The 26,987-nt window shown below is 49.1% G+C and carries 23 protein-coding genes; 17 read left to right on the top strand and 6 right to left on the bottom strand.

Features of this window, described 5'->3' with window-relative positions:
- The first annotated feature begins 25 nt into the window (after positions 1-25).
- From AC0VZ8_RS20845 to AC0VZ8_RS20825, 5 genes are all read left to right on the top strand, one after another.
- Positions 26-2,104 carry a protein kinase family protein gene (locus AC0VZ8_RS20845; protein ID WP_475484278.1) on the top strand — a complete coding sequence of 693 codons (2,079 nt, stop codon included), beginning with the start codon at positions 26-28 and terminating at the stop codon, positions 2,102-2,104.
- A gap of 43 nt (positions 2,105-2,147) precedes the next feature.
- Positions 2,148-2,900 (top strand): vWA domain-containing protein, encoded by a 753-nt coding sequence (locus AC0VZ8_RS20840; RefSeq protein ID WP_071220489.1) that lies wholly within the window; start codon positions 2,148-2,150, stop codon positions 2,898-2,900.
- A 13-nt stretch (positions 2,901-2,913) separates the two neighbouring features.
- Positions 2,914-3,756 carry a hypothetical protein gene (locus AC0VZ8_RS20835; RefSeq protein WP_071220207.1) on the top strand — a complete coding sequence of 281 codons (843 nt, stop codon included), beginning with the start codon at positions 2,914-2,916 and terminating at the stop codon, positions 3,754-3,756.
- A 161-nt stretch (positions 3,757-3,917) separates the two neighbouring features.
- On the top strand, positions 3,918-4,715 hold the full coding sequence (locus AC0VZ8_RS20830) for an SDR family oxidoreductase (RefSeq protein WP_475484277.1): 798 nt from the start codon (positions 3,918-3,920) through the stop codon (positions 4,713-4,715).
- Between the two features lie 109 nt (positions 4,716-4,824).
- On the top strand, positions 4,825-5,205 hold the full coding sequence (locus AC0VZ8_RS20825; protein ID WP_475484276.1) for a DnaJ family domain-containing protein: 381 nt from the start codon (positions 4,825-4,827) through the stop codon (positions 5,203-5,205).
- A 120-nt stretch (positions 5,206-5,325) separates the two neighbouring features.
- Here AC0VZ8_RS20825 and gluQRS read toward each other — a convergent pair whose 3' ends face one another.
- Positions 5,326-6,303 carry a tRNA glutamyl-Q(34) synthetase GluQRS gene (gene gluQRS, locus AC0VZ8_RS20820; RefSeq protein WP_475484275.1) on the bottom strand — a complete coding sequence of 326 codons (978 nt, stop codon included), beginning with the start codon at positions 6,301-6,303 and terminating at the stop codon, positions 5,326-5,328.
- Between the two features lie 180 nt (positions 6,304-6,483).
- On the opposite strand from gluQRS, the gene hrpB reads away from it, so the two are divergent.
- From hrpB to AC0VZ8_RS20785, 7 genes are all read left to right on the top strand, one after another.
- The gene (hrpB, locus tag AC0VZ8_RS20815; RefSeq protein ID WP_475484274.1) at positions 6,484-8,994 is read left to right on the top strand and encodes an ATP-dependent helicase HrpB; all 2,511 of its coding nucleotides are present in this window, start codon (positions 6,484-6,486) and stop codon (positions 8,992-8,994) included.
- Positions 8,995-9,072: 78 nt separating this feature from the next.
- A complete protein-coding gene (locus AC0VZ8_RS20810) occupies positions 9,073-9,624 on the top strand; it encodes a general stress protein (protein WP_475484273.1) in 552 nt (183 codons plus the stop codon).
- A 230-nt stretch (positions 9,625-9,854) separates the two neighbouring features.
- On the top strand, positions 9,855-11,051 hold the full coding sequence (locus tag AC0VZ8_RS20805; protein ID WP_475484272.1) for an acyltransferase: 1,197 nt from the start codon (positions 9,855-9,857) through the stop codon (positions 11,049-11,051).
- Between the two features lie 307 nt (positions 11,052-11,358).
- A complete protein-coding gene (locus AC0VZ8_RS20800) occupies positions 11,359-11,718 on the top strand; it encodes a replication termination protein (protein WP_071220214.1) in 360 nt (119 codons plus the stop codon).
- 42 nt (positions 11,719-11,760) lie between these two features.
- Positions 11,761-12,765 (top strand): Gfo/Idh/MocA family protein, encoded by a 1,005-nt coding sequence (locus tag AC0VZ8_RS20795; protein WP_475484271.1) that lies wholly within the window; start codon positions 11,761-11,763, stop codon positions 12,763-12,765.
- A 190-nt stretch (positions 12,766-12,955) separates the two neighbouring features.
- Positions 12,956-14,233: an MFS transporter gene (locus AC0VZ8_RS20790; protein ID WP_475484270.1), complete on the top strand. Its 1,278-nt coding sequence runs from the start codon at positions 12,956-12,958 to the stop codon at positions 14,231-14,233.
- 81 nt (positions 14,234-14,314) lie between these two features.
- On the top strand, positions 14,315-14,875 hold the full coding sequence (locus AC0VZ8_RS20785) for a winged helix-turn-helix domain-containing protein (RefSeq protein WP_071220217.1): 561 nt from the start codon (positions 14,315-14,317) through the stop codon (positions 14,873-14,875).
- 66 nt (positions 14,876-14,941) lie between these two features.
- Here the strand turns inward: AC0VZ8_RS20785 and AC0VZ8_RS20780 are convergent, their stop codons facing one another.
- Positions 14,942-15,505, bottom strand: coding sequence for a TraR/DksA C4-type zinc finger protein (locus AC0VZ8_RS20780; RefSeq protein ID WP_475484269.1), 564 nt, complete (start codon positions 15,503-15,505; stop codon positions 14,942-14,944).
- Between the two features lie 237 nt (positions 15,506-15,742).
- On the opposite strand from AC0VZ8_RS20780, the gene AC0VZ8_RS20775 reads away from it, so the two are divergent.
- Positions 15,743-16,120, top strand: coding sequence for a DivIVA domain-containing protein (locus AC0VZ8_RS20775; RefSeq protein WP_071220219.1), 378 nt, complete (start codon positions 15,743-15,745; stop codon positions 16,118-16,120).
- Positions 16,121-16,182: 62 nt separating this feature from the next.
- Here AC0VZ8_RS20775 and AC0VZ8_RS20770 read toward each other — a convergent pair whose 3' ends face one another.
- Complete coding sequence (locus AC0VZ8_RS20770; protein WP_074961832.1) at positions 16,183-16,749, bottom strand: cupin domain-containing protein; 567 nt, start codon at positions 16,747-16,749, stop codon at positions 16,183-16,185.
- Positions 16,750-16,999: 250 nt separating this feature from the next.
- On the opposite strand from AC0VZ8_RS20770, the gene AC0VZ8_RS20765 reads away from it, so the two are divergent.
- The 4 genes from AC0VZ8_RS20765 (at position 17,000) to nagE (ending at position 23,176) form a co-directional block, all read left to right on the top strand.
- Positions 17,000-19,684 (top strand): CHASE3 domain-containing protein, encoded by a 2,685-nt coding sequence (locus tag AC0VZ8_RS20765; RefSeq protein WP_071220220.1) that lies wholly within the window; start codon positions 17,000-17,002, stop codon positions 19,682-19,684.
- A 268-nt stretch (positions 19,685-19,952) separates the two neighbouring features.
- On the top strand, positions 19,953-20,840 hold the full coding sequence (locus AC0VZ8_RS20760; RefSeq protein WP_071220221.1) for a PRD domain-containing protein: 888 nt from the start codon (positions 19,953-19,955) through the stop codon (positions 20,838-20,840).
- 1 nt (position 20,841) lies between these two features.
- Positions 20,842-21,339: a PTS sugar transporter subunit IIA gene (locus tag AC0VZ8_RS20755; protein ID WP_071220222.1), complete on the top strand. Its 498-nt coding sequence runs from the start codon at positions 20,842-20,844 to the stop codon at positions 21,337-21,339.
- 361 nt (positions 21,340-21,700) lie between these two features.
- Complete coding sequence (gene nagE / locus AC0VZ8_RS20750; protein WP_071220223.1) at positions 21,701-23,176, top strand: N-acetylglucosamine-specific PTS transporter subunit IIBC; 1,476 nt, start codon at positions 21,701-21,703, stop codon at positions 23,174-23,176.
- A gap of 92 nt (positions 23,177-23,268) precedes the next feature.
- Here the strand turns inward: nagE and AC0VZ8_RS20745 are convergent, their stop codons facing one another.
- From AC0VZ8_RS20745 to AC0VZ8_RS20735, 3 genes are read right to left on the bottom strand one after another with little or no spacing between them, the layout of a single operon-like run.
- The gene (locus AC0VZ8_RS20745) at positions 23,269-24,408 is read right to left on the bottom strand and encodes a Ger(x)C family spore germination protein (RefSeq protein ID WP_475484268.1); all 1,140 of its coding nucleotides are present in this window, start codon (positions 24,406-24,408) and stop codon (positions 23,269-23,271) included.
- On the bottom strand, positions 24,405-25,817 hold the full coding sequence (locus AC0VZ8_RS20740; protein ID WP_071220225.1) for a spore germination protein: 1,413 nt from the start codon (positions 25,815-25,817) through the stop codon (positions 24,405-24,407). Before AC0VZ8_RS20740 ends, AC0VZ8_RS20745 begins: the two co-directional genes overlap by 4 nt.
- Positions 25,814-26,929, bottom strand: a complete 1,116-nt coding sequence (locus tag AC0VZ8_RS20735) for a GerAB/ArcD/ProY family transporter (RefSeq protein WP_475484267.1) — start codon at positions 26,927-26,929, stop codon at positions 25,814-25,816. The genes AC0VZ8_RS20740 and AC0VZ8_RS20735 overlap by 4 nt, the downstream gene beginning before the upstream one ends.
- Positions 26,930-26,987 lie beyond the last annotated feature (58 nt).

Genomic DNA, 26,987 nt, shown 5'->3' with positions numbered 1-26,987 from the left:
ACGGAGTTAAGAGAGGATGACGTTCATGACATTTCAGCCAAACCCGGGCGATGGAATTGTTGTAAATGGAACGGCTTATACAGTAGGGCAGCATCCCGCAGCGCCAGGCGTAGCCTATGCCCAAGCTGGGCGTCAGGGAATCGTCTACCAGTTGATTCCTGTGGACGGGGAACTGCATGAAGCCAAAGCACTAAAGGTATTTTTTCCTAAGTTCAGAATTCCGGCTATGGTGTATCAATCCGAACATATGGGGAATTATCGCGAGATACCGGGTTTGCAGGTAAGCAGTCGAGAGGTGCTCACTCCCGAAAGAAACGGAGATTTGATAGCGGAATATCCGGATTTGCTCTACGCGGTCATCATGCCATGGATTCATGGATGTACTTGGTTTGACGTTATAAGCGATCAGCGTAATCTGGGACGTTCTGATAGTCTGATGCTTGCCAAGGCATTGGCAGCCATCGGCTCAAGCATGGAGCAGCGCGGATTAGCCCACTGTGACCTGTCTGCGCCTAATGTCATGCTTCCGTTTTTTTCGGAAGTGAAGCTGCCGGAAGGCGCTGCCGCCGTTGAGCTTGTCGATGTGGAGCAGATGTACAGCCCCAAAATGGATCGGCCTGATGTTTTGCTTGCTGGCTCTCCTGGATATGCGGCTCATCGTACGGTGCATAGCGGGTTATGGAGTTCATATGCCGATCGTTTCGCAGGTGCTGTTATCATTGCGGAAATGCTGGGATGGAGCGATCCGGCTATCGTGAATCGGGCATGGGGCGAAAGCTATTTTGATCAGCATGAAATGCAGACCCCGTGCGAGCGTTATTTTTTACTGAAAAAATCGCTGGGTCTGCGTTGGGGCACACGGATTGCGGATCTGTTTGGCAGAACCTGGGACAGTCAGGATTTGAGCAGCTGCCCTACCTTTGGTGAGTGGCTGATTGCTCTATCATCCTTAAGCGAGGAAGAAGTAGTCGAGGAAGCGCAAACTCCTGTAGCTGCTGCTGCCCATGACGACGATACGAATGAAGCCCGCTCTGAAACCGTCAAAGAGGTGCCGGCTGAAATTATGGCATCGCTTGGCATAGAGCCAGGCACCCGAGAGGTCAACGACAATGTGGTTGGACGCTTGTTTCATCAAGCCCGTGATCTGGAGGATGCGGGTAATCTTTCCGGGGCGTTGGAAATTTTCCGCTCCGCGTATCATTTCGTTAAGAAGGACAGTCCGCTTGAAGTGGAGCTTGCCGCCGCTATACAGGGGCTCGAAGAGCAGCTGCGTCCGGCTGAAGAATCATCCAACAAAGGCATAAAAGCACTGTTGTTATCCCGTAAATTCATGCTCTCAACCGCTGCGGCCATCGTCATATTGGCAGGTTCTGCGATTACGGTGAATCAGATTCTGGCGGAGAAGGCAGAGAGCCGTCAGCTTACTGCTCAGCGATTAGCCGAGCAGCAAGCGCAGGAGAAGGAAGAAGCAGCGCGTAAGCAAGAGGAAGAAGCACGGAGGCAGCAGGAAGAGGCTGCCCAGAAAGAGGCAGAGGCTAGGAAAGCGGAAGAGGAGCGCAAGAAGGCTGAGGAGGCCAAGAAGGCTCAAGAAGCTGAGCAGGCACTGAAGGAACAGGAGAAAGCTGAGCTTCAGGCCAAGTATGAGAAGCAGGCGAAGTATGAAGCTTATCTGGCATCACTTGAAGAGAAGAAAAAGAAGCAGGCATTGCAAGAGAAGTATGATAATCAGGCCAAGTATGAGGCGTATTTAGCTCAGCTGGAAGAGAAGAAGAACAGGCAGGCACAGGAAGAGGCGGCGGCTAGGGAAGCTGCCAAGGCGGAGGCGGAGCGCCAGGCGCGAGCCAGAGCTGCCCAACAAGCCCAAGCCGCAGCGCTTCAGAAACAGCGTTCCCAAAACGTTGTAGAACTGGTTGCTTTATATAATAAAGCGTATAATGCGCAGGTGGCCGGGAACAAAGACCGTGCTAAGAATGCCGCACGTGAATTCATACAGTTATATAACAAGGATAAGGCCTATTATAAAACCGTTGGTAAAATGAGCAGCCGCCTTAGCAATCTGCAGCAATTCATAAGTGACGACAGCCACTGGATACCAAAACTGTAAGGAAGTAAACATGACGAAAATGCAGGGGTGAATGTTATTCACGATGAACTATACCATTCAAGCATCACAGCGCACGCCAGCGCTTATTATATATCTGATTGATATCAGCGCGTCCATGAACATGCTGATGGAGGACCGGAGGCGGATCGATGTCGTTTACGAGGCCTTGTCCCTGGCCATTCGGCAAATGGTATTTCGGTCCACGAAGGGCAATCGGCTGACGCCTAGATACCGGATTGCCATCCTTGCTTACAGCGATGATGTCTATGATTTGTTAAACGGGATTAAGGGCATTGACGAAATTGCGGCGATCGGATCGCTTCCGGATTTAACGCCGAAGCGTTTCTCCGATTCGGCGAAAGCGTTCCTGCAGGCCGAGAAAATCCTGCAGTCGGAGATTCCGAACATGCAGGATTGCCCTGCCCCGCTTGTGTGCCATATGACGGATGGCGTGGCTACGGGGGAGGATCCGGAACCGATTGCCCGCCGCATCATGAACATGAGTGTTCCGGACGGCAACGTGCTTGTGGAGAATATATTCATATCCGATCATCTGATGAACCAGCCGATATCCGAACCGCGCCGCTGGAAAGGGATTTTGGCCGATACTTCGCTTGAGGATGAACACGCGCGCAAACTTAAAATGATGTCTTCCGTTCTTCCCGAAAGTTATCGAGAAATGCTGGTTGAGGCGGATTATCAACTGAGCCCGGGAGCTTTGATGATGCTTCCAGGCACTTGCTCTGAGCTGGTGTCCATCGGGTTTCAGATGTCAGCTGCCACGCCGGTAAGGTAAGAGGGTCACAAAGATGAAGCGATCATACGCAAGAAGCATGGAATCGTTGGGAATTCGTAAACGGAAGGCTCAAGCAGCATCGTTTTATTACGAGAGCAAGCAGACCGTGGAAGAACCGGTTACGAAGATTAAAGATTTGTTCACATGTCGTTATGCGTATGGCAGAGCGGCAGAATCTGTCATGCTCTCCGAGATGGGTCAGGATTTCATTGCTTTGAAGATGAATGAAGATGTGTGCCATTTTGTATTGTGCGATGGTGTCGGATTGAGTTATCGGGGCGATGTGGCCTCACGTCTGCTTGGCCAAGGGTTAATGAATTGGCTGGAGACGGTTGAGGAACTCACGACCGCATCGCTTGAACGCAGACTGAAGGAGCTTACGCAGGAAGCCGATCGGGAAATGCGGACTCATTCCCTGAGTTCCGAAACGCCCAAGCTGCTTCGCGAAGTGCTGGAAGAGAAGCAGCGCAAGGGAAGCGAAGCTATGTATATTTGCGGCCGCATAGAGCTCTCCTCGGGTTTTCGCCGCAAAGGAAGATTGTGGCTCGCCTGGCAGGGTGACTCCAGGGTACGCTTGTGGCGTAAGGAAGACGAGATTACCTCGGTATTCGGAGATCGTTTCCGGACGTCGGAACGTTGGTCTTCCCGTAGTGGTCCGATCGGAGGCAGTCCTCATGTGTTTTCGTGCAAATTAGATCCGGAGACCGAATATCGGCTTCAGTTATACAGCGATGGGCTCAACGATCTGGATCCGATGAAGGAGCCGATTCCTGATGAGCAAGTGCAAGTATTAATGAATGCTCGCCATACAGACGGTCTGGAAGATGACGCTTCGTTTCTGGAGATTGTATGGTAGGTTTCTAATAATGTCAGATTATGGTAAACAATGGTCGGACCCAAGAGGTCCGGCTTTTTTGTGCAAAAAATTAGAAATCATGATTATAAAACAACTCCTTTTGGGTAATCTTGTGACAGATGAATGCATAACGGATTACGATAATAAGGAGCGTGTTGATAATGAATGAAGGACACGGACGTTTTCATGGGAGAACAGCGATCATTACCGGAGCCGGATCAGGCATAGGGAAGGCAGCCGCCATTCAGCTGGCGAAGGAAGGCGCAAATGTTGCTTTATTCGATCTGTTGGATGACCGAACGAATAAAGCGGAATCGGAGATCAACTCTATTCGCGAAGGTTCCGCCAGAGCCTTTGACGTAGATACTACAGATCCTGACCGGGTGGAGAAGGCGGTCCTCGAAACGGTGGAGATTTTTGGCGGTGTTGATATTGTATTCGCCAATGCAGGGATAAACGGTGTGATGACGCCAATTGACGAAATGAAGCTGGAGGAATGGACCAAGACGCTGAACGTAAATTTGAACGGGACGTTTCTGACGGTCAAATATGCGATTCCGCACCTTAAGAAAAGGGGGAAGGGCAGCATTATCATTACCAGCTCCGTCAATGGTACCCGAACCTTCTCCAACTTTGGGATGAGCGCATACAGCACAACCAAAGCGGGACAGGTGGCTTTTGCGAAGATGGCTGCGCTGGAGCTGGCGAAATTCAAGATTAGGGTGAATGTCATCTGCCCCGGCGCCATATCCACCAACATTGATCAAAGCACGAAGAAGCAGGGAGATCTGGAAGAGATCGTGATTCCGGTTGAATATCCTGAAGGGAGCCAGCCGCTGTCTGATGGACCGGGTACGCCTGAAGAGGTCGCGGATTTGGTGGCGTTTCTCGCTTCCGATCAATCAAGACATATTACAGGGGCACAAATCTTCATAGATGGAGCCGAATCCCTGTTGTAAATGAGATCGGGAGAGTTCTCGAGGGTTTCCTGCATTCAGAACTTGGAATATAAACTGCGCTGCTATATGATGAAGAGGACAAAGGGAAAAAGGAGGAGGCTGTGTAATCATGAGCATCTTTTCCAGATTGGCTGAGCAGAAGATCGAAGAAGCGATCCGCAACGGAGAGCTCGATCATATGCCATATGCCGGAAAGAAACTTCCGATCGACGATCTTTCGCACATTCCGGAGGATCTGAGAATGTCTTATCGCATCATGAAAAATGCGGGTTATGTCCCTGAAGAAGTTACGCTTCGCAAGGAATGCGTTCAGCTGTATGACTTGCTCGGTGCTGCCCGCAGCGACGGTGAGCAGGAACAGCTTCAACGCAAGCTCAATGAAAAGCATCTAAGACTGCAATTGCTGATGGATCAGCGCGGGCTTAGCGGCAATAGCGCGTTTACGCAGTATGAGTCCAAGGTCAGGGAACGATTAACTCATGAGGAATAGCAGAACAGCGCCAGCCTTTCTTCTCTTAGCGAGGATGAAAGTGCTGGCGCTGCTTGTTTATCTGGATAAGAAGATGTAGTTTAATAACTCCTGCGAATCCCTTATTTCGATGAGTTGCATCTAGGATTCAAAGAGCTGATTTTTGACATGATCCGTCATTTTGATCGGGACAGAAGATACTTTCGATAAGTCAAACACAGGAATTAAATCGACAGGTCGAACGGGTTCCGGATTGTCCAGGAGACCGGCGGTCCAAGCGAGCCAGCCGATGATGCGCTCGGGCAGGATGCCCTGGCCGCGAAGAAAGGAGAGGCTAAGCCCGCGGGTCCTCTTGGCAAGCCTTCTGCCTTCAGCATCGACCATTAGCGGGGTATGTGCAAAATGTGGTGGCTGATAGCCTAACGCATGGTATAAGAGCAGCTGACGTGGCGTGGAGTCCAGTAGATCGGCTCCTCGGAGTACATGGGTTATGCCCATTAAAGCATCATCCACAACCACCGCGAGTTGATATGAGATGATATCGTCCGCCCTGCGAACCACAAAGTCTCCTCCGTCAGATAGTCGATGGCACTGCACCCCGGCGATGCCGTCGACGAAGGAAACGATGTCTTCCGGTACCTTCATCCGCAGCGAAGGCTTCTTATGAAGCTCTCGAAGCGCCGCTTCCTCTCGAGTCAAGTCTCTACAAGTTCCCGGATAACGGAGGCCTTCCGATGCAATGCCGTGCGGTGCGCTGGCTGCGGCCGTAATATCGGCCCGACTGCAATAGCAGGGGTACAGGTTATTGGTTTCCAGCAGCTTGGTGATTTCCCGCTCATATAACGCTTGGCGCGCCGCCTGATGATAGGGTCCGTAGTCTCCGGCAACACCGGGACCTTCATCCCAATCCAAGCCGAGCCATTCCAGATCTCTCATCATCTCGACGGCAAGTTCCTGGCGGGAACGCTGGACATCGATATCTTCTATACGGAGTATATACTGTCCGTTCATACTCCTCATTTGCAGCCATCCAAGTAAAGCGGTCAATGCATTGCCGATGTGCATCTTTCCTGATGGCGTAGGGGCAAAGCGGCCGCGAAATGTGGCATGCTGCTCCATACATTTCACCTTCCGACTACATGAATCTTGATGTTGACATGGGAATGATATTCCTATTGTATCGCAATTATATCGATACTTTCCAGCCGTGGCGACAAGCAGCTCCCCTTGACGTACATCGGCTGTTTTATATAATTAAGGGATTATATTGATATTTGATAGGATAACGGAGATGTATCCATGACTGAATTACCGATTCACCGAATACTTCCACAATTGAAAATGGCTTTATCTGCTGGAACCCGTGCGGTTTTGATCGCTGAACCGGGGGCGGGTAAGACAACCCAGGTGCCCTTGGCATTTCTGAATGAACCGTGGCTGGAAGACAAGCGGATCATTATGCTGGAACCTAGAAGAATTGCAGCTCGCTCGGCTGCGAGTTATATGGCATCCTCTTTGGGAGAGGTTGTTGGTGAGACGATCGGATATCGCGTCCGAATGGACAGCAAGATCGGTCAGAACACTCGGATCGAAGTTGTGACGGAAGGCATCATGACGCGTATGCTGCAGGATGATCCGGAATTAACCGGCATCGGTATGATTATATTCGACGAATTTCATGAACGAAATTTGCAGGCTGATACCGGCCTGGCTTTTGCGATGGAATCCCAGTCGGTGCTTCGGGAAGATTTAAGGCTGCTCGTCATGTCTGCTACCCTAGAGGCTGAGCCAGTCGCGAAGCTTCTTGGCGACGCACCGGTCATCGTTAGCGAAGGTCGTGCTTTTCCAGTGTCCACTCACTATTTGCGCTCATTCTCTCTCGACGAGCTGAATAAAGGTGCGGCGAATGCCATTATGCGAGCGCTCTCCGAACAGGAAGGCGATATCCTTGTATTCTTGCCGGGTGCCCGCGAAATCAGGAGAACCGCTAATGAATTATTAAGAACAGGTTTAAGCCAAGATGTCGTCATTCGGGAGTTGTACAGCGCGCTTCCGGCAGACAAGCAGGACGAAGCGATCAGACGCGATTCGAACGGCAGGCGTAAAATTGTACTCTCCACAAGCATTGCCGAGAGCAGTATTACCATTGAGGGGATCAAGACGGTTGTTGACAGCGGTTATATGCGCACGGAGGTGTTCTCGCCCAGAACGGGACTGCCGCAATTGATTACGAGACGGTTATCCAGGGCATCCGCGGATCAGAGAAGGGGAAGGGCCGGGCGCGTATCGGCTGGTGTATGTTATCGCTTATGGAGCGAGGAAGAGCATCGTCATCTGTCGGAAAGCACCATTCCGGCGATCCGTGAATCCGATTTGACGCCGCTGGCCTTGGAATTGGCGGTGTGGGGAACGCGTGACCCGGAGGAGCTTGCTTGGCTTGATGCGCCGCCCCGACTAGCTCTTGCGCAAGGACAAGCGTTATTGAAGCAGCTGTCGGCTCTGGACGATTCAGGCAGTATCACACAGCATGGCCGAGCGATGGCGCTTCTTGGGCTTCATCCGAGGCTCACTCACATGCTGCTGAAAGCACAAGAAATAGGTGAAACATCGCTGGCTATCCGAATTGCTGTACTGCTTCAAGAGCGTGACATCATGAGCAGAGGTGAAGCCATCAGGGATCAGGATTTGCGCTCACGTGTGGAGCGGCTTCTCTTGATTGAACGACAAGGTCAGCGATCGGCTGAACAAGACATGACAAATGAAGCCGTGCTGCAGCGGATGAAACAAGAGATCAGAAAACTGCATGCACAGCTGAATATCGCATATACGACTAGCGGGGACTTGAATCTCTGCGGCCTTTTGCTGTCGTTCGCCTATCCGGATCGGATCGCGAAGAACAGGGGAGGAACCGGTTTTTTGATGCGCAGCGGCAGAGGCGTGAAATTGGTGTCGGTTCAGCCAATGAGCCGCGCACCGTATATTGTGGTCGCTGCCGTTGATGATCAAGGCCCGGACGGGAATGTTCAGCTTGCTTCTGAAATGGATGAATTATGGCTCGATAAGTATTACCATGACGAGATGGAACAGCATAATGAGGTTGTGTGGGATTCAGCTTCCGGCAGCATCAGGGCGAGACTGAAGCTGATGCTTGGAGCCCTCGTTATCAAGGAACAAGCCTATTCGAATCCGACAGGGGAGGAAATAGCGGAAGCCATGCTGCAAGGGATCAGGCTGGAGGGTCTTGGATTGCTGCAGTGGAGCAAGGCGGCATTGCAGCTGAGAGAACGACTGGCCTTCATGTTCCGGCATGATCCCGAGGGGGAATGGCCTGATGTTTCGGACGAAGGCTTGCTGAATCAGGCGGAGGAGTGGCTGCTCCCATACTTGGAAGGGCTGCGGAATCGAAATGATATGAGACGACTTGCTCCGGGAACGCTCTTGGAGCATATGCTGAGCTGGGAGCAAAAGCAGAAGCTTCAGAAGGAAGCGCCGACTCATATTAGGGTCCCGAGCGGGTCCTTGATCCCAGTTAACTACAATGACCCTGAACAACCGTTCCTGGCCGTTCGACTGCAGGAGATGTTCGGACTTCAGGATACGCCGCGAATTGCTGGCGGACGGGTTGCGTTGACCTTACATTTGCTGTCGCCGGCTCAAAGGCCCGTTCAGGTTACCTCGGACCTGTCCAGTTTCTGGCGCAGCGGCTATTTCGAGGTGAAAAAAGACTTAAAGGGAAGATATCCTAAACATTATTGGCCTGATGATCCCATGGAGGCGACTGCAACCCATCGGACTCGGCCCAAGGCATAACACAACAGCGTCACGTTTAATTTCCCCCTCCGTCGGGTAATGTTAATTATGAACGACCACCGATGAGGAGGGTTTATCATGGAGAAGAAAATTGTTGGAGTATTCCGTTCGGAACAGGAAGCAGCCCAAGCAATCGAGCAGCTTCAGCGGCATGGGATTCCGAACGAGGCCATTTCCATTATAGCGAAGGATCAACGCGAAGCAGACATGATAGCCGAGCAGACGGGGACGATGGCGCCTGAAGGGGTAGCTGCAGGCGCAGCAACAGGCGGCATTCTTGGAGGTACGGCAGGTTTGCTGGCAGGACTCGGGGCTTTGGCTATTCCCGGCATCGGCCCGATACTTGCCGCAGGACCTATAGCGGCGACGCTCGCCGGCGCAGCAGTCGGTGCGGGAGCCGGGGGGCTGGTCGGTGGTTTTATCGGCCTTGGCATCCCGGAAGATGAGGCAAAAGAATACGAATCCTATATAGAGCAAGGACGGATTCTGGTGCTGGTGGACGCCGATCAAGAAAACACAGGCATCTACGATATATTCCGCGATTATGATTACAGAAACGAGGGCCGTGCGGGAGCAGTTGATCTGGAACGGGACGACACGCTTCCGCCGCGCGGCACTACGCTGCTGTAAGGAAAACAAAACCCGGTTCCGATGGGAACCGGGTTTTTTAATAGAGATCAATCGCATTCTGTCTTCGGTAAAGGTACGATCGACAGGTGTTTTTCTTGATACATAGCCCAATAGAACGTACTTAATAGTGCTGGTAACATCAGAATCAGTAAATAATTGGATTACCCGATCAGGGGCAGTGTCCCTTACAATGAGGTGTGCGCACGAAGTCAGACCAAGGGGGGAGCAGTATGCCCAAAGAAAGAATACCGGAAATCGAGCGCTTACGGGGAATTGCATTTCTAGCCGTGGTCTTGCAGCACTCCATCGCACATTATTCGGTCGCGCCGGGAATGACGACAGGTGATGGTTTGATGATGGCAGTTCTTCTGATGGCGACGAAATTTGCTGTACCCGTCTTTATTTTTATTACAGGCATGGTGCTGTTTTATAACGATAAAGGTCAGCTGCATTACGGAAGGTTCATCAAGAGGCGTTTTGGCGACATCTACGTTCCGTTTGCTGTATGGACCTTGATTACTTTATTAATCAATCATAGGTTTAATCCTGCTGTCATTGAGGATTGGAAATATCTTGGAGAAGTATGGCTAACCGGGAAATCGAGCTCGCATTTTTGGTACATCATTATGCTGTTTCAATTCTATCTGCTATACCCGTTGTTCCGCTCCGCTATACTAGGAGTCAAAGAAAGATGGGGCTGGCAGACGCAGCTTACGATATTGATCTTATCCGGACTATTGTACGTGGGTTTGACAGGAATGATTAACGATATTGGCCAATGGATGGGGAGCTTGAATATCCCGGTATGGAGTGAGCTGTTCACAACCTACGCAGATCGGAATGCACTTTATTACTTCTTCTATTTTGCGCTGGGGGCGGCAGCCGGTTTATACCATGACTCTTGGAAAAAATGGATTCAAAAGGCACGGCCGGTCATATGGCTGGTCTTCGCATTTTTGTTCGGATGGATGCTCATGCAAGCCGTCCATGAAATCCGTTCTGCTGAGAATGGCGCGATTACGTTCTATTCCTTATCGCTGCTTCGCCCGATGATGGCACTTTTCCTGATTAGCTCTATATTGGTCATGTACGATGTGGCCGGCTGGATATGTCGTCATGCCGGAGCGGGTGCGAATGCGCTTTTGTCCTCCATTGGGCTCTATTCGTATGGCGCTTACCTGATGCATCTATTGACACTGCGTATAAGCTATGCAGTCGATGAATCTTTGCTGATCAGCATGCACCCTCTGGTTCGGATCCTCTCTTCATGGATTATCAGCGTGGGCGTGGCTTATGGTGCCACTCGCATGCTAGCCAAGCTGCCGTTCGGGAAGTGGCTTGTCGGAATCGCGGGAGCAGGAAAAAGCCGCGGGGTTCGCCCATACGGCAAATCGCGACCAAGCACAGACACGTCCGCCGGAATGTGAAGAAATTAAACCCACCCTTCAGGGTGGGTTTTTTGTTTGAAACAATCTGAACGAGCCACGCCAACAACCCATAAAACAGCAGATGAAAAATCATATACTATATAATTTCAACATATGAAAAATTCACAATAGAATAAAAGCTGACGTTATTGCATCACATTTATTCAATTAACACCCGACCACGTTTCAATCTACACCTTCTTGGTTTAAAAAGAGGGGGATACTTCCTATTGTGCAAACTGGGAAACTGTGGGTTATAATTAGGTATATTATGGGACAAGTAGCTCGTGAAGGAGGAGGCGTCCAGATGGCATTTATGATCGCCCAGCGTGCTTTTATCAAAGTGTATCTCATTACCATGGTTGAGCAGCAGCGCGGATATGGATATCAGATGCTGGAAGAACTGCGGCAAGAATTCAAGAGCCATGGGTACTCACCGCCGCAAAGCGAAATTTACCGGGCTCTGCATGAGCTGGTGCAGGAGGGTGTGTTATACCGTACCAAGCAGCTGAAAGGGAATGATCCGCGGGTCGATTTTCAAGAAATCGTTCTTTACCATTTTACCGATGACGGTGCGGAGAAAGCCAAACTCTACAAAAAACAGGTTAAAACAGATTTGGATCGGTGTTTAGGAATCCTTCATAAAGCCGTAAACGATAATTTTTAGCAAATAATCTGAATGGAATGCAGCCAAAGGAGGAATGACCTCGTGAGCAAGAAACTGCGCTTTGGAATTATGAGTACTGCTCGGATTGCAAGAAATTCAATGATACCAGGCATATTGAAATCGGAACGCTGTGAGGTCGGAGCGGTTGCTAGCCGCAACGCAGAAAAAGCAAGTGAGCTCGCCGAGCGATATCATATCGGGAAATACTATGGTTCATATGACGAGCTTCTGGAGGATCCCGACATTGATGCGGTATATATTCCTTTGCCGAATCACCTTCATAAACCTTGGACCATCAAAGCCGCACAGGCTGGCAAGCATATCTTATGCGAGAAACCGGCAGCTCTGACCGAAGCGGATGTCCGAGAAATGGCTGAGGCTGCTAAAGCACACAACGTGTTTTTTGCGGAAGCCTTTATGTACCGATATCATCCGAAACACGCGCGTGTACGCGAAATCATCGAAAGCGGCGAAATCGGGCAGCTTCGCGGGATTCACGGATCGTTCACCTTCAACAATGCGGAGGATAAAAGCAATGTCCGTTACAGCAAGGATATGGGCGGAGGCTCAATCTATGACGTGGGATGCTATCCCATCTCGGCAGCGCGAATGATTTATGGGCAGGAGCCCAAGGCAGTAACGGCCCATGCTTTTTTCTCTGAGGAGCATGACGGCGTGGACATGATGGTCCACGGGATGGTGGAATTTGAAGATGGATTGGGGCTTACGTTTGAGTGCGGGATGTGGACCTATTCCAAATGCTCTTTAGAGATTGCAGGTACCGATGGCAGGATTGAGCTTCCTTCAGCTTTTGGATGGGAGAGGATGGAGGACATGGCCCAGATCTGCGTTCATACGGCCAAGGGCTCCCGCGAGGAGAAGGTAGGGATTTACAACCACTTTGCACTGCAAGCGGATGCTATGGCAGCGGCCGTAATGGACGGCACGCCGCTGCCCTATGGTCCGGAAGATGCCATCAGCAACATCAGGGCCATTGAAGCATGTCTTCAAGCAGCCAGATCCTCATCGCGAGTGATCATTAAATAAAGAAGCAACTCTTTCATCCGTGAGATCGAATAAATCGCCCTGTTGGCGATTTATTTTTTTTGCCTATTGCATTCCTCTTCGAAATCATTAAAATAAACTTAACGATAAAATAATTTTAACGTGAATATTATTTTAATGGATTAAAAAAGTTTAATGTTGTTATCCATTTAACGAAGAGGAGAAGGAAACCATGCAAAATGCCGCTGTTTTGGAAAAGGAAGGCTTTGGTCAGCTCTTGAAAATCCGCCCCTATCTGATTTATTTATCTGCCCAGGTCATTACCCGATTCGGGGATTCCCTGGACTCCATCGCTTACAGCTGGATGGTCTATATGCTCACAGGTTCTGAACTATTAATGGGTACGTTGTTCGCCTTTAACTTTCTGCCTGGATTGCTTTTCAGTTTGTTTACCGGGACCTATGTCGATCGCTGGCCGAAGAAACTGGTGCTTGCCTTAACCTATCTCAGCCGCGGCATTGTGGTTTCGCTAACGGCCTTTCTGTATGCTGTGGGGTCTCTTGAAGTCTGGCATTTGTTCCTGTTCACGTTTCTAAATTCAACCCTGGAATGCTTCTCCAGACCCGCCGAGACTTCCATCGTCCCCCGGTTGCTTCCCAAGGATAAACTGCTCGCAGGCAATTCCTTCTCAACTTCCGTAAGTCGGAGCGCTGAATTAATCGGTTTATCTATCGCTGGTGCTCTCATCGCTTTGGTCGGAATTTCGGGGACGATCCTGATCGATGCCGTAACATTTCTCATTGCCGCCACCATTATCGCGTTTATGCCGAATCCGGAGGCAGCCGAACAGGCTGAAGCCAAGGAAGCCTCCGCACGGCCTACGACAGAGACGACGAGAACGGTGTTCGGCGATATTAAAGAGGCTCTTCTTTTTGTGAAGCAGCATACGCTGCTCCTCATAACAACGGTGCTCGCCATGATCAATAATTTCTGTTTGGCACCGCTGAATGTACTGCAGCCGGTCTACGTTAAAGAGACCTTGGGTGCCGGAGCCGGAGGTCTGAGCGTACTGGGAACGGCCCTCCTGATCGGCATGATTTGCAGCGGGCTATGGATTGGACGTTACGGGAAGAGCTTTAAAAAGAGCACCTTGATCATGTCAGGATCTATCCTGCTCGGAATCGGTTATTTTGCGTTAGGGATCCCAGGACATCTGCCGGCATGGCGGGTGGAGTCTGCAGCGTTCTGCATGTTCATTACCGGTTTTGCCGTCTCTATGCTTACCGCACCTATCTCGACGTATCTGATGGAAGTAACGCCGAGGCATATGCTCGGCAGAATAGGTGCCCTTATGACGGTAGCTTGCACAGCTGCCATTCCTGTGGGGAGTTTGATTACTGGATTTGTAGCGGAGCATTACTCCCCTCCCATTCTGTTTTCGATCATGGGATTCATCATGATGCTGCCCGTGATATTCCTCATTCGGAAGAAGAGTTTCCGTGCCATTTAAATCCTCGGCGTTTTGTAATTTCGACATTCTCGGCCTATAATGAAAAGAAGTGAAAAATAACATGAAGCTGAGGTGTACGGTGTGGAAACGAAGGAACTGACTACACTGGAAGAGATCAAAATATATTCAGATCCATATCGGCTCCAGATATTGAATGTATTGAATAAGATGGACCGTCCGGCAACGGTAAAGGAAGTCGCGGACAAGATCGGGGATGTGCCGGCTAAAGTTCATTATCATATGAAGAAGCTGGAGCGAATCGGACTGGTCAAGATCGTATCCACGAAAGAGATCAACGGTATCATCGCTAAATATTATGAACCTTTTGTCGGTACGGTAAAGATCAAACGCGGGGCAGATTCCGACGAGCCGGTCATCAAGGAATTAATTCGATCCGAAACGAACAAATTATTATCCGAGTTGTTTGACCAGAATAGAGACCGTTTCTTCAAAAATATGAGTCAAGAGGGCGAAACGACCTCCATGTTGACCAATACCACCTTGTATATGAGCGAAGATGAAGCGCGCGAGTTTTTTGTTGAGCTGGATAAAATGCTGACCCCTTATAAAAAGAAACGCGGGGAAGGTTACGACGAATATGAGTTTTTTGCTTCCAATGTTCGGACTCGTAAAGAATCCTGATCACGGAAAACAAGCTGGTACCTAACGTGCAGGTACCAGCTTTCCCTTCTATTTTGCTGTACCGGTTCATACATTCTTCTTATAATCGTCTTGTCCGGGTTTAATGGACATGCCGGGCGACGTCGACGTTCCGTAATCTTCAACGGCATCCCACGCGCCTGTGTCATCAAATTTGCCGTCGGCCGCTTGGCGGTTGACGCCAGCTCCGGAGGGGGGCGGTGTCATGACATCCTCTTCTACCGGCCGGTTGTTGTTGATATCTTTCCGCGGTGCATGTTCGAGACAATGTGCCGTATATGGCAAAGCTTCCAGCCGCTCATACGGAATTTCCAGGCCGCACACGGCACAGGCTCCGTATTCGCCCTGGTCCATTCGCTGCAAGGCAGAATGGATTTGCTCCAATTCATGCTCTAGCGTTCCCTGGATGGCCAGATCACGCTCGCGTTCGAATACCTCAGTCCCTACATCTGCAGGATGGTTATCGGCTGCACTCAGCTCACCTGTAGAGTCCCGGAGAGAGTAATCCCTGTTGGTTTCATCGCGGGACTCCAGCTGCTCTTCCAATCGTTCTTTATCACTGAGCAACCGCTGTTTAAGTTCGTTGTATTGTTGTTTTGTCATCGTTGTCATAGAAAAGTCGCTCCTCTCTGGGTTGAAGTACGTAATATAGCTCCTTATGTACAATCAATACCCGAAATGGATTGGTAACAATCACATGAACCATGGGAACGGCAGCCTCTCGTTTTTGGAACATTCTCCAAAAAAGCCCCGGAGTGTTTTAATCCCAGTGCTTAATATGATATAAACAAAGATAGAGAGAGAAGGCTGAAAAAGTAGGGCTGCACCAATATTTGGAGGTAAATCATTATGGATGAACACATGAAACGCCGATTGGATAAACAGAAAAAGCTATTTCGGCAACTAGGCATTCAACTGGACGCTTTGTCTATCCATGAAAAGAATTTTTCGAATAAACTGCGGGGTTATGATCAGGAGGAAGTGGATTCCTTTCTGGACGAAGTGATTCAAGATTATGAGCGGTTTTATGCCACCATCTCCGATCTTATGGATAAATGGCAGGAGCAGCAGATCACCATTCGCGATCTCAGGGCTGGCGTTAAGCCAGAGGCAGAACGTCCGGCGCTGAACCCGGAAGAGATTGAAGAAACGGTGGCGAAGCTGGAAGCCGACCTGCGTACCCTTAAGAAACAGATCCGCCCTGAACAAAGATTTTATATTGATTGATGTTATACGATCGAAATCATTACATAAAAAGCATCTCTACAACAATAACCACACATGGCCGATCACCGGCTGCGTGTGGTTTTGTTGTTTGGATGCCCGGTTATGAGTAAGGGTGGGGCCGGCAGAGGTCCGCCTGAAACGTCGCTCTCCGTCATTTTATGTAACGGGACAGGTGTTATAAGCGCCTTCGAATGAGGTTTCATGTTCAGGCCATTGCATTGCAGCGCTTCACTTCCCATGAGCGTATTAGCCCAGACTGGCGCAATGTCCATTTGATGTGGGTGCTCGGTGTTATAGATCAACAGCAAGATCGTTCCAGGGGTTAGCGCAGTTACCCAGTGACACCAACCAATGGGAGCGTGAACCACCTGACCGGGTACTACCTGATATACAAGATTCTGATGAGTGTCCGGATCAATTAGGGAATAACTGATTTCACCGTGAATGACATAACACAATTCGTCCGTGTCCGGGTGGCTATGGGGAGAGAGACCCTTACCGCGTTCAAGATGGGTTTCTGACATCATCATGCCTTGCAGAAGGGGCAGCTCCAGCGACGACACATTCGCAACTCCGTGGCCCGCTAAACGCTCTGCCTGTTTCCTGGAATGATAAACATGCCTTGTCAATGCAGTATCCCCGCAAGCGCTCTTAAGGTCATCATATAAGGTACTCTCCTTTTTTAAGAATGAGAACGAAGGATGTTGTACAAGCGTGTTCCTTTATAATATATGCCCAAACGTTTCTAAATCTGACTGCCTACGACTAAAGAATCATTGATGGCTTCAAAACTGGTTTTGCTTGTAAACCATTTTCATAACAATTACTATGAGGATAGGAGCAGACTTAGACTGATAGATGACAAGGGAGGTTAGCCATTTGTCTAACAACCTGAAATTCAACATCCGCAGCAAGATCGTAGTCGGATATTTAATGATATTATTATGTCTTGGAGCTTTTCTCTGGATTGTATCAGACCGCATCTCTTCCCTGCAGCAAGAGGCGGATTTTATAGAGAAGCACGATATCGAAGTACATAATCTCACGCACGAAATTGAGAAGAATTTACTTGAAATGGAGACCGGTCAGAGGGGGTATGTCATAACAGGGGATGATACCTACCTGGAGCCTTTCAATCAAGCGCTGTCGTCTTGGCAGATTAACTATAACAAGCTATACAAGCTTGTTAGCGATAATTCGGAGCAAGCCAATCACCTTGAAAATATTAAGGAGAATATCAAGGAGTGGATTACCAACGCCGGTCAGCCTGCTGTCCAATTGAAGCAGCTCGGACAGGATGAGGAGGCTCTTCATTTCTTTATTAACGATCCCGGTCAGCAGGCCATGAACTCGATTCATGAGCTGTTCCTCTCGTTTCGAAGCAAGGAGAGAGAACTGACAACCAGCAGGATCGAAGAGATGAAGGAGAGCAATACCCATTTATTGTATACGATGTATCTCCTGTGGGCGGGAGCAGCGCTGATTACCATTTGTGCAGCTTTGGTGATATCAAAGAGCATCGTAAGGCCGATCACGCAGGTAACTCATATCATCTCCGATATTGTCAAAGGAGGGAACCTTTCCCAGCGGATTCACGTGCGATCCAATGATGAAGTCCGCCAGTTGGCGGATACAACCAACGAACTTCTTGCACAGGTCGGTAGGCAGAACTGGGCGAAGGATCATATTTCGGTTATGTCGACGCTTCTCCAATCATCCGATCGCGTGGAGACGGCCGTACAGTTTTTCATTCATAAGCTGGCTTTGATCATGAAGCTGCCGTACGGCGCCGTTTTTATAAACCGGGGCGGATCGGAACTGGTAAAGGCCGCTGCTTTTGCCGATCCGGATGGTGAGCCTTGGAATAAGGTCAGAGATCGTTTTTTACCAGGAGAAGGTTTGGTGGGACAATGCATGCTGGAGCAGCGCATGATTATTCTGGACGATATACCACCTAACTATGTGCGGATTGAATCAGGGCTGGGTGATGCTGAGCCTACCACGCTGATGCTGGCGCCTGTTATGTTTGAAGGACAAGTTCTGGGTGTGATTGAATTGGCCAAGTTTAAACCGTTTGACGAGCTGGAAATTCAGCTGATCGAACAACTGAATTTTCAGCTTGGGGTAACATTGAACTCGATTCAAAGCAAGATGGAAATCCAGCAATTGTACCATGAATCCCAAACGCTGAATGAGGAGCTTCAGAGTCAGACCGAAGAACTGCAGGCGCAGACCGAGGAGCTGCAGACCCATTCTGCGGAAATGTATATGCTGAACGAACGATTAGGAGCCCAGAAGGAAGCCGCATTAATCGCGGCCAGCGAATTGGAAAAATACGCGAAAGAGCTGGAGAAGAGCTCGAAGTACAAGTCTCAATTTCTGGCCAATATGTCCCATGAACTGCGGACACCGCTGAACAGCATGTTAATTCTTTCCCAGATTTTAGCTGAGAACAAGCAAGGGAACCTGACGGAGGAAGAGCAGCATTACGCTTCTGTCATTCATAATTCAGGCAGTGAATTGCTGAATTTAATCAACGATATTCTCGATCTGTCTAAGGTGGAGGCCGGTAAGATGCAGATCGAAATGGACTTGGTTAATTTGACGGAGCTTCCAGAACTGATGGAAGGCTATTTCTCCAAAAGCGCGGAATCCAAAAATCTGGAATTTGAAATTGAGATGGCCGACGACTTGCCTGACATGATATACAGCGATGGAATGCGGCTTCACCAAATTCTGCGTAATCTGCTCTCGAATGCGATTAAGTTTACGGAGAGCGGCAGCGTTAAACTACGGGTGAAGAAGATGAATTCCATTGTAACCTCGGATTTCGTGATCAGTGGAGACGTCATTGCTTTTTCCGTTGAGGATACTGGCATCGGGATTGCTGCAGAGCATCTTCAACCGATCTTCGAAGCGTTCCAGCAAGGCGAAGAGACTACAGCCAGAAGATTCGGGGGGACTGGTCTCGGCTTATCCATATCGCTGCATTTGGCGAAGCTGCTTGGCGGGTATATTACCGTGGAGAGCGAGGAAGGAATCGGGAGCACGTTTGTTTTATATTTACCGCTGCTAACGGAATACGGCTCCAATGAAAGTTTGTTTATGCTGCCTGAAGTGGCTGCCTCCTCGAGCAGCGCCAGTTGGAGTGATCTCCCAATGGAGGCATTCGACATGGAAGTAACCAGCCGATTGGAGCACAAAACCGTATTGATCGTGGATGATGATATTCGGAATGTATACGGTTTGACCAACGTATTGGAGAAACTCCAGATGACCGTGCATACGGCCCAGAACGGGTTCGAATGCTTGGAGCTGTTATACAAGCATCAAACCATCGATGCGGTGCTGCTGGATATGGTCATGCCGGAAATGGACGGAATCGAAACGATGAAGCGGATTCGCGAGAACCCGGAATGGGCGGAACTCCCCATTATCGTGATGAGCTCCAACACCATGAGGGATACGGATCAGTTTATTGCAGACGGTGCGAATGGATATCTGCACAAGCCCATTCATATCCAAGAAGTGATCCATGCGTTACAACAATGGATTGGGGCTTGAGGAGATTTTTTTACCCGTTGCGGTAGCCTAGCAATATTGTCGTTATGTCGTATGTTGACGAATGTAAGCCAATTGTTTTATGATGGATTCATAGCAGAAACATAAGACGGCGTGTTACCTTAATAGGGCATGAGCCAAGAAGAGACAGCTTTCATTTGGGGTCTTTTCTTGGCTTTTTTAATGTTTAGGAGAATCGGTATGCAGCATTACTTCGTATATGAATCCTTCGCCGTTTCTCTGATTAAACTTAAAGGAAAGGGGGAAGTTAATGAGCGGGATCGAGTTGTTTACAGTCGTACGTGTTATTGGTAACAATGTCGTGATGGTCACAGGCGGCAAGAAAGAATCGGAATACGTCATCCTGGGCAAAGGGATTGGCTTTGGCGCCAAAGCAGGCGGAACGATCGCTTCGGACGATAAGCGGATTGAGAAGCTCTTCAGGCTCGAGGATCGGGAGCAGTGGAGTCAAGCTCACCATCTGCTGGAAGAATTTGATCCACTGGTGATGGAGATCACGGATCAGATACTCAATCTCATTGGACAAGAGTTTCCGGGCACATTAAATGACAAGGTGTACCTGGCGCTTCCAAGCCATATTCAGTTTACGATATACAGAATCCGCAAAGGCATGGATATTATTAATCCTTTCCTTGAAGAGACCCGGATCAGCTTCCCAAAAGAATATGATATTGCAGCCAAAGCAGCGGAATTAATCGGTCAGACCTTCGATATCGAAGTTCCGGAGGATGAGATCGGCTTCTTGACCTACCATGTGTATTCCGCCGTCAGCCATGTTCCAGTAGGCCATCTGGTGAAGGCATCGAATGTGGTGGGAAACCTGGTAAGGTATATTGAGGAGGAGCGGCAGGTCGCTTTTGACCGGGGAAGCATGGATTATGTCCGTCTTCTGATGCATTTGAGGTTCTCGGTAGACCGGATGCTGAATCAAGACATCCAAGTGGATAATCCGTTCGCGGATCAGATCCGTTCCAAGTTCACGAATGAATATGGTCTGGCTACACGTCTCGCAGGCATGATGGAGAAAGAACTCGGCAAGAAAGTACCTGAAGCGGAGGTTTGCTTTCTAGCGATGCATCTATATCGGCTCTTCACAGGCCGGCTACAACAAAAGAATCAACCCAGGGAGGAATCTTAACATGTTTGATCGTTGGAAAAAGAAAAAAACAGCTACTGCTATTCAACTCACAGCACCATTGTCGGGTAAAGCCGTGCCTTTATCGCAAGTACCGGATGAGGCATTTGCTGCTGGTCATATGGGCAAAGGCATAGCCATCGAGCCTTCAGAGGGCAAATTAATTGCGCCTTTTGACGGGACGGTTGCGCATGTCATCAAATCCAAGCACGCCGTGATGCTGGAGGATCCAGCGACCGGTCTGCAGTATTTGTTCCATATCGGGATTAATACAGTCGGATTGAAAGGCGAAGGTTTCACAAGCCATGTCCAAGCAGGCGATCAGGTGAAGTCGGGTCAGACGCTCATCGAATTCGACATGGCCGCAATCCAAGCCGCAGGTTATCCGACGATTACCCCGATCATCGTGACCAATGCGGATGAGGTGGCTTCCAAGGTTGACGGTCAGACCGGCAGTGTCGTGATCGGCCAGGATCCTGTCATGACCATTGAATTGAAATAGTTCAATTCTATAGGCGCGAATGATTTAAATATTGGTTATTGACAAACAGGAAGTCGTGAATTAAGATAACAACATCAAATGAATACGTTTTAAGGCGTGTTACCATAAACATGGGCATGAGCCAAGAAGAATCGGACTATAACTTTTATAGTCACCGTTCTTCTTGGCTTTTTTTGTTGGTATGTAATCATGATGGCATCCATGCCGCCTTAAAATGATGAATATATGTACGACCAAGGAGGAGGATTTTCTAAGTCTTTTTTGTTCCTTGAAGGAAGGGAATAAATGGTTATTCATTCGACGCATTATGTAAACGGTTTCAGTAAAAAGCTAAATTATTGAAGTTGAAAGGATGATTGACATGCTGGCTAAATTGCAAAAGCTGGGTAAGTCCCTTATGCTGCCGGTGGCCACCTTGCCTGCTGCTGGGATCTTGCAGGGGCTTGGAATGATCGACTATCAAAAAGATATACCTTTGGGTGCCCTAGGCGCTTTTCTAAATCAATATGTAACTCCGTTCATGACCTCTGGTGCCCTTGCGATTCTGGATAATCTGCCGTTTATCTTTGCGATCGGCGTTGCAATCGGGTTCGCCGGAGACGCCGTTGCGGCTCTATCTGCTCTTATTGGGTACATGGTGCTAACAAGAGTGCTGGAACAAGTACCGCTGCAGATGCCGTTTATACCGGATGACGTGAAGCTCAATATGGGCGTTCTTGGCGGTCTCTTTGTTGGTATGTGGTCCGCATACCTGTATAATAAATTCCACAAGATTAAAATGCCGGATTGGCTGGGCTTCTTTGCGGGCAAACGATTCGTTCCGATTATCACAGCAGCCTCCACGATGGTGCTTGCGGTTCTGATCGGTATGATTTGGAGCCCCATTCAAGATGGCATTTCCGTCTTCGGCAACTGGGTTGTCGGCCTTGGAGGCATCGGATCCTTCATATTCGGTACGGCCAACCGCTTGCTGATCCCTCTGGGTCTTCACCATGTATTAAACTCCATCGCATGGTTTCAGATCGGCGATTACACGAATGCCGCGGGTGAAGTCGTACACGGTGACCTATGGCGTTTCTTTGCTGGAGACCCGACGGCTGGTATGTTCATGTCCGGTTTCTTCCCGATCATGATGTTTGCGATGCCGGCTGCGGCGCTGGCCTTTATGCATACCGCCAAGCCGTCCAAACGCAAGCTCGTCGGATCCATCTTTATCGGTTCGGCAGTGGCATCGTTCCTGACGGGAATCACCGAACCGCTTGAATTCGCGTTCATGTTCATTGCACCTGTATTGTATGTGGTGCATGCGATTTTAACAGGGCTTTCCGGATTGATCATGTATGTCCTGGATGTGCATTTGGGCTTCTCGTTCTCGGCGGGCTTGATCGACTACCTGGTGAATCTGAAGCTGTCTACCAATGCTTGGCTGCTTCTCCCGGTTGGATTGGCTTTCGGTGTCGTTTACTATCTGCTGTTCAGAATCCTCATCATCAAGCTGAACTTGAAAACGCCTGGACGTGAGGAAGATGACGACGTGGATACGATTTCTGACGATGCTGATACAGATGCCCCGTCCCCATCCGGCGCAGCATCCAATGAGTCCAAGGCGGCCAAGGTGCTGCAAAACATCGGCGGAGAAGATAACATTGTCAGCGTCGATGCTTGTATCACACGTCTCCGTCTGGTTGTTAAGGACGAGAAGGCTGTGAAGGATTCGGAGCTCAAAAAGTTAGGAGCATCCGGTGTCATGCGTCTGGGTCAGGGCGCGGTTCAGATCGTATTCGGACCGCAGGCGGAATCCATTAAGGACGACATCAAGGAAATTATGAAGAAATAAAGAAACAACAAAAAAGAAGCAGGCTGATAAAGGTCTGCTTCTTTTTGTTGTTTTCACATTTCAGGCATATGCAGCAGTTCATAGACCCGCGTTCATCGGTTCAAGCTTTTGCGCTGTCCCCAATATCGGAGGTTGACGTCAACTTCAAGCTCAAGAGGCGTTTCATCATTGATTTCCTTTTTCTGTTCCACTAGTTTCTTCCAGAGCTTCGGATCCGTTCGGTACAATTGGAGACATAACTCATACGGATCCGCTTGTATCAATGCTGCTTTATGGAAGGTATTATGCATTTCTTTTCGCAGGGTCTCTTCTGTTAACCGCTTCATTTCATTAATTCCAACCTTCTTGTACATTGTCTGTACCGTCCCGGTTACGTTAAGCTTGATTCGATATGAAGCATTGTTGGGTTTGCGGATAACTTCAATCGAAGAGTGCGGGTTCTCCAGTCTTATACTCCCGATGGCTTCGCCATCCGCCTTAACGATGACGGCAGCGTGAGTATTAGCCGATGCTAACCAGCGGGTCCCCAGCAGATCGGAACGTTTAAGCCAGCCCATCAATTCCTTGTTTTTGATCAGAAATCCGCCGTTGACTTCCAGAATCGGATGCTGCTTCAGATTTTCCGACCAGTTCTGCGTTGAAATATGAAGGGAAGGCAGCATAACGGTGGCGGCTTTTTCCCGGTAGAGACGAATAAAGTTCACGAATTGAATCGGACGAATAAACGAGAATTGGACATAGCTTTCCCTGGGTTCATGAAGCAGCGAATGCAGGGGGGAGAGCTGAAAGAACGGAGACACCGTAAAGAGATCCTCCATCTTATCCTTGGTGCCGTAAAGCCATTTCGTATACCGGATTTCCTGCGAACGGTTGGTCAGGTCGAACACTTGGGACAACTGCTTAGGTTGTAATACGGATTCCGTAAGCACCAAGGCCGTGACATGGCCCCAGGAGACCCGCTGCTGACTCGATGTATACAAATCAATAAGGGCCTCAGTCAATGTGGTGCCGGTTCCTCGGCCGACCCAAATTGGCGCTTTTTCAGTTGGCTTGCTGCTTTCTTGCTTGGCAATCGTGGCAAAGTCGAGCATCTGCACATAGATGATATACTTATTGTCCTTGTAATCGATACCCAAAGCGGTGATATAGTTGATATCCTGTACTTCTTTGTTGTCCCAACAGCCGGAGAGCAGCAAAGACAGCATACTCAGGAGCATCAATATCCGTTTCATAGCGCGCCACCCTTTTTTCGCTTACCCGGAAATCGCATGAGGTTTCCAATGATTTTGGAAATGGAGAACGGGGAGAAGGGAGCAAGGTACGGCTGTCCGAAGGGGTTATGGTTGGCTGCATACTGAACGATTAAGAAGAGCGATATGAAGAAGCCGAATAACCCAAACATCGAGGAGATGGTTAGGACAAAAAAGCGAAGGATCGTCTGCGTGACAACAAAATCCTGGTTGGAGTGGGTGGAGCCCGCAACGAAGGAAAGTGCACCAATCACCGTCAACGTCGGGGAAAAGAAACCGCCCCGAATGGCTGCGTCGCCGATAATGATACCGGATACAACCGTAATGGTTGACGCGATGGGAGAAGGCATCTGCATGCCGGCTTCTCGCAGCAGGCTGAGCAGAAACAGGATGATGAGCATCTCAAACCCTGTTGGAATAGGAAGCCCGAGCCTGGTGTTTGCCACGGTTGCCAGCAGCGGAAAGGGGATTTGATCCTGATGAAAGGACAACAGCGTTATATAAAATCCTGGAAGGAAAACGGAAAGTATGAAGCCAACCATTCTCAGAATTCTCCAGGGCATGATGAAATAAAACGGCATTTGCGGATCCTCCGCGGCAAACAGAAGTTGCATGAAGCTGGCAGGCGTTATCAATAGCACGGGGCTTCCCTGCATAATAATGATTAATCGGCCGCGAGTTAACGAGTCGTAAGCCAGATCCGTCCTGCCCGTATAATCGAACATCGGGAGCACCGTGAAGCGATACGGTGATAAATGCTCGGCAAGCTCGCCGATGCCCACGGGAGGGTCACCGGAGAAATCATTGAGTTTATCTACGACTGCCTTGACAGTCTCCGGTATCACCTTGTCCTTTAAGTACATGATGCCGACAGAGGTTTTACTCTTGTCGCCCAGCTTAAAGGAGGAATAGACAAGGCCGGGAGATTTCAGCCGTTTGCGAATAAGCGATACATTGATATCCAAATCCTCGACAAATCCGTCACGAGGTCCTTTGACAGAGGTTTCTGTGGCACTTTCTTCAGGTGCACGTCCAATACTTTTGCTTGCGCTGTAAGAATAGAGCATGTTGTCCTTTGGAAAATACAACGCGACATAACCAGAGTAAACAATGTCATCGACCGACTCCATGTTGGACTCGTATATGTCAAGGGTAAGATGATATTCCAGATGTTTTGGATCGAACGGTTGTCTTTGGGAAACCGCCATATTCCATTCTTTACTGATAACAGGCAGCAGAATTTTGGACAGCAGTTGTGAATCGCACATTAACGGACTGTAAACTAGGATCGCCCATGGCAATAAATCGCCTTCCTCACCCGGATAAGACGTAATGTATACGTCATCGGAATCGGTATAACGGTCTCGAAGTTGTTGTTCTGTCAAGGTCATGACTGAGGTTCTCCTTTCGCTGAAGTGGATTTCTGTTGTTGCTGTTGTTGCTCGGGCTTGCGGATCAGGAAGAATAGCAGGAGGCTTAAGATGGTAATATAGATGGCGGACACGGGCAAAAAATAGTCGGCCATCGCATAATACATTTTGAGATTGCTGATCGGGGAGGCGCACAAAATAATGAGCAGCGTGGAAGCGGCTAATATGCCGACACTTTGTTTGGACTTGGGAAGCAGGGTTTCGCAGAGCATAAAAATCGAAACCGATATCGAGATGTAAGCACCGCTAAGCCATTGAAAAATGGATAAAAAATCGACATGCTCCACGAATTTGCCTAACTTAACGAGACGCCACTGTTCATAGGCAGGATACCGCTGAAGCTTCATTTCTTCCGGACCAAATTCGGCAAGACCTCCGACGGTGGGTCCGAACGTAAGGAATATGAGGACGATATGGATGAGTAGGATCGTAAGAAAACTAGGCTTTTTCTGAAGATGGGGACGCAAGAATAATATCAATATAAACTGGGATAGCCCTCCGAACATAACGGGGATCCCGCTAATCACCGGCAGGAAGCCGTCCTCCAGCACGGGTAGCAGATAGTTATAGTTTTTTACTTTAACGTTGGATAAGGATACGAAGATCCCCAGCAATACAACAAAAGGAAGCAATATGCCGGCGGACACGCCGATGGTCTTTATGCCGTGATTCATAGTGACAAGGCATAACACCATGAGTATCAATGCCGTTGCAATGACGGGAGTATGGATCATATAGGAGGACTTCGTCCAATCGATAACTTCCTTCAAGGTATAGAAGGCAAAGGCGAAAAAATACAAACCTGACATACTCATCACTAGCAAGCGGAACCCTCTGCCGCTGCTTTCGTCTAACGCCTGCGTAATGGAACGATTGCCGATCTTATTGATGATCCCGTAAATAAGCAGAACCCAGGGCAAGAATAATACGGCGGACACCATAATGGTGATCCAGGCATCCCGTCCGGATTTCTCCAGAAGCACAGGTATGATCATGACATGATTGGTCAAGCCGGCCGTAAGCATCATAATCATAAACGCCTGATTCGTTGGAATACCGCGAACTCCTGACATGTGTGATCCCCCAATTCAGCTTTCTTCCCGTTTATGGTTCACGGAGAACAACCATAAT

The sequence above is a fragment of the Paenibacillus sp. QJM3NY_38 genome, assembly GCF_056173265.1.
This window is presented reverse-complemented; position numbering and strand designations above follow the sequence as displayed.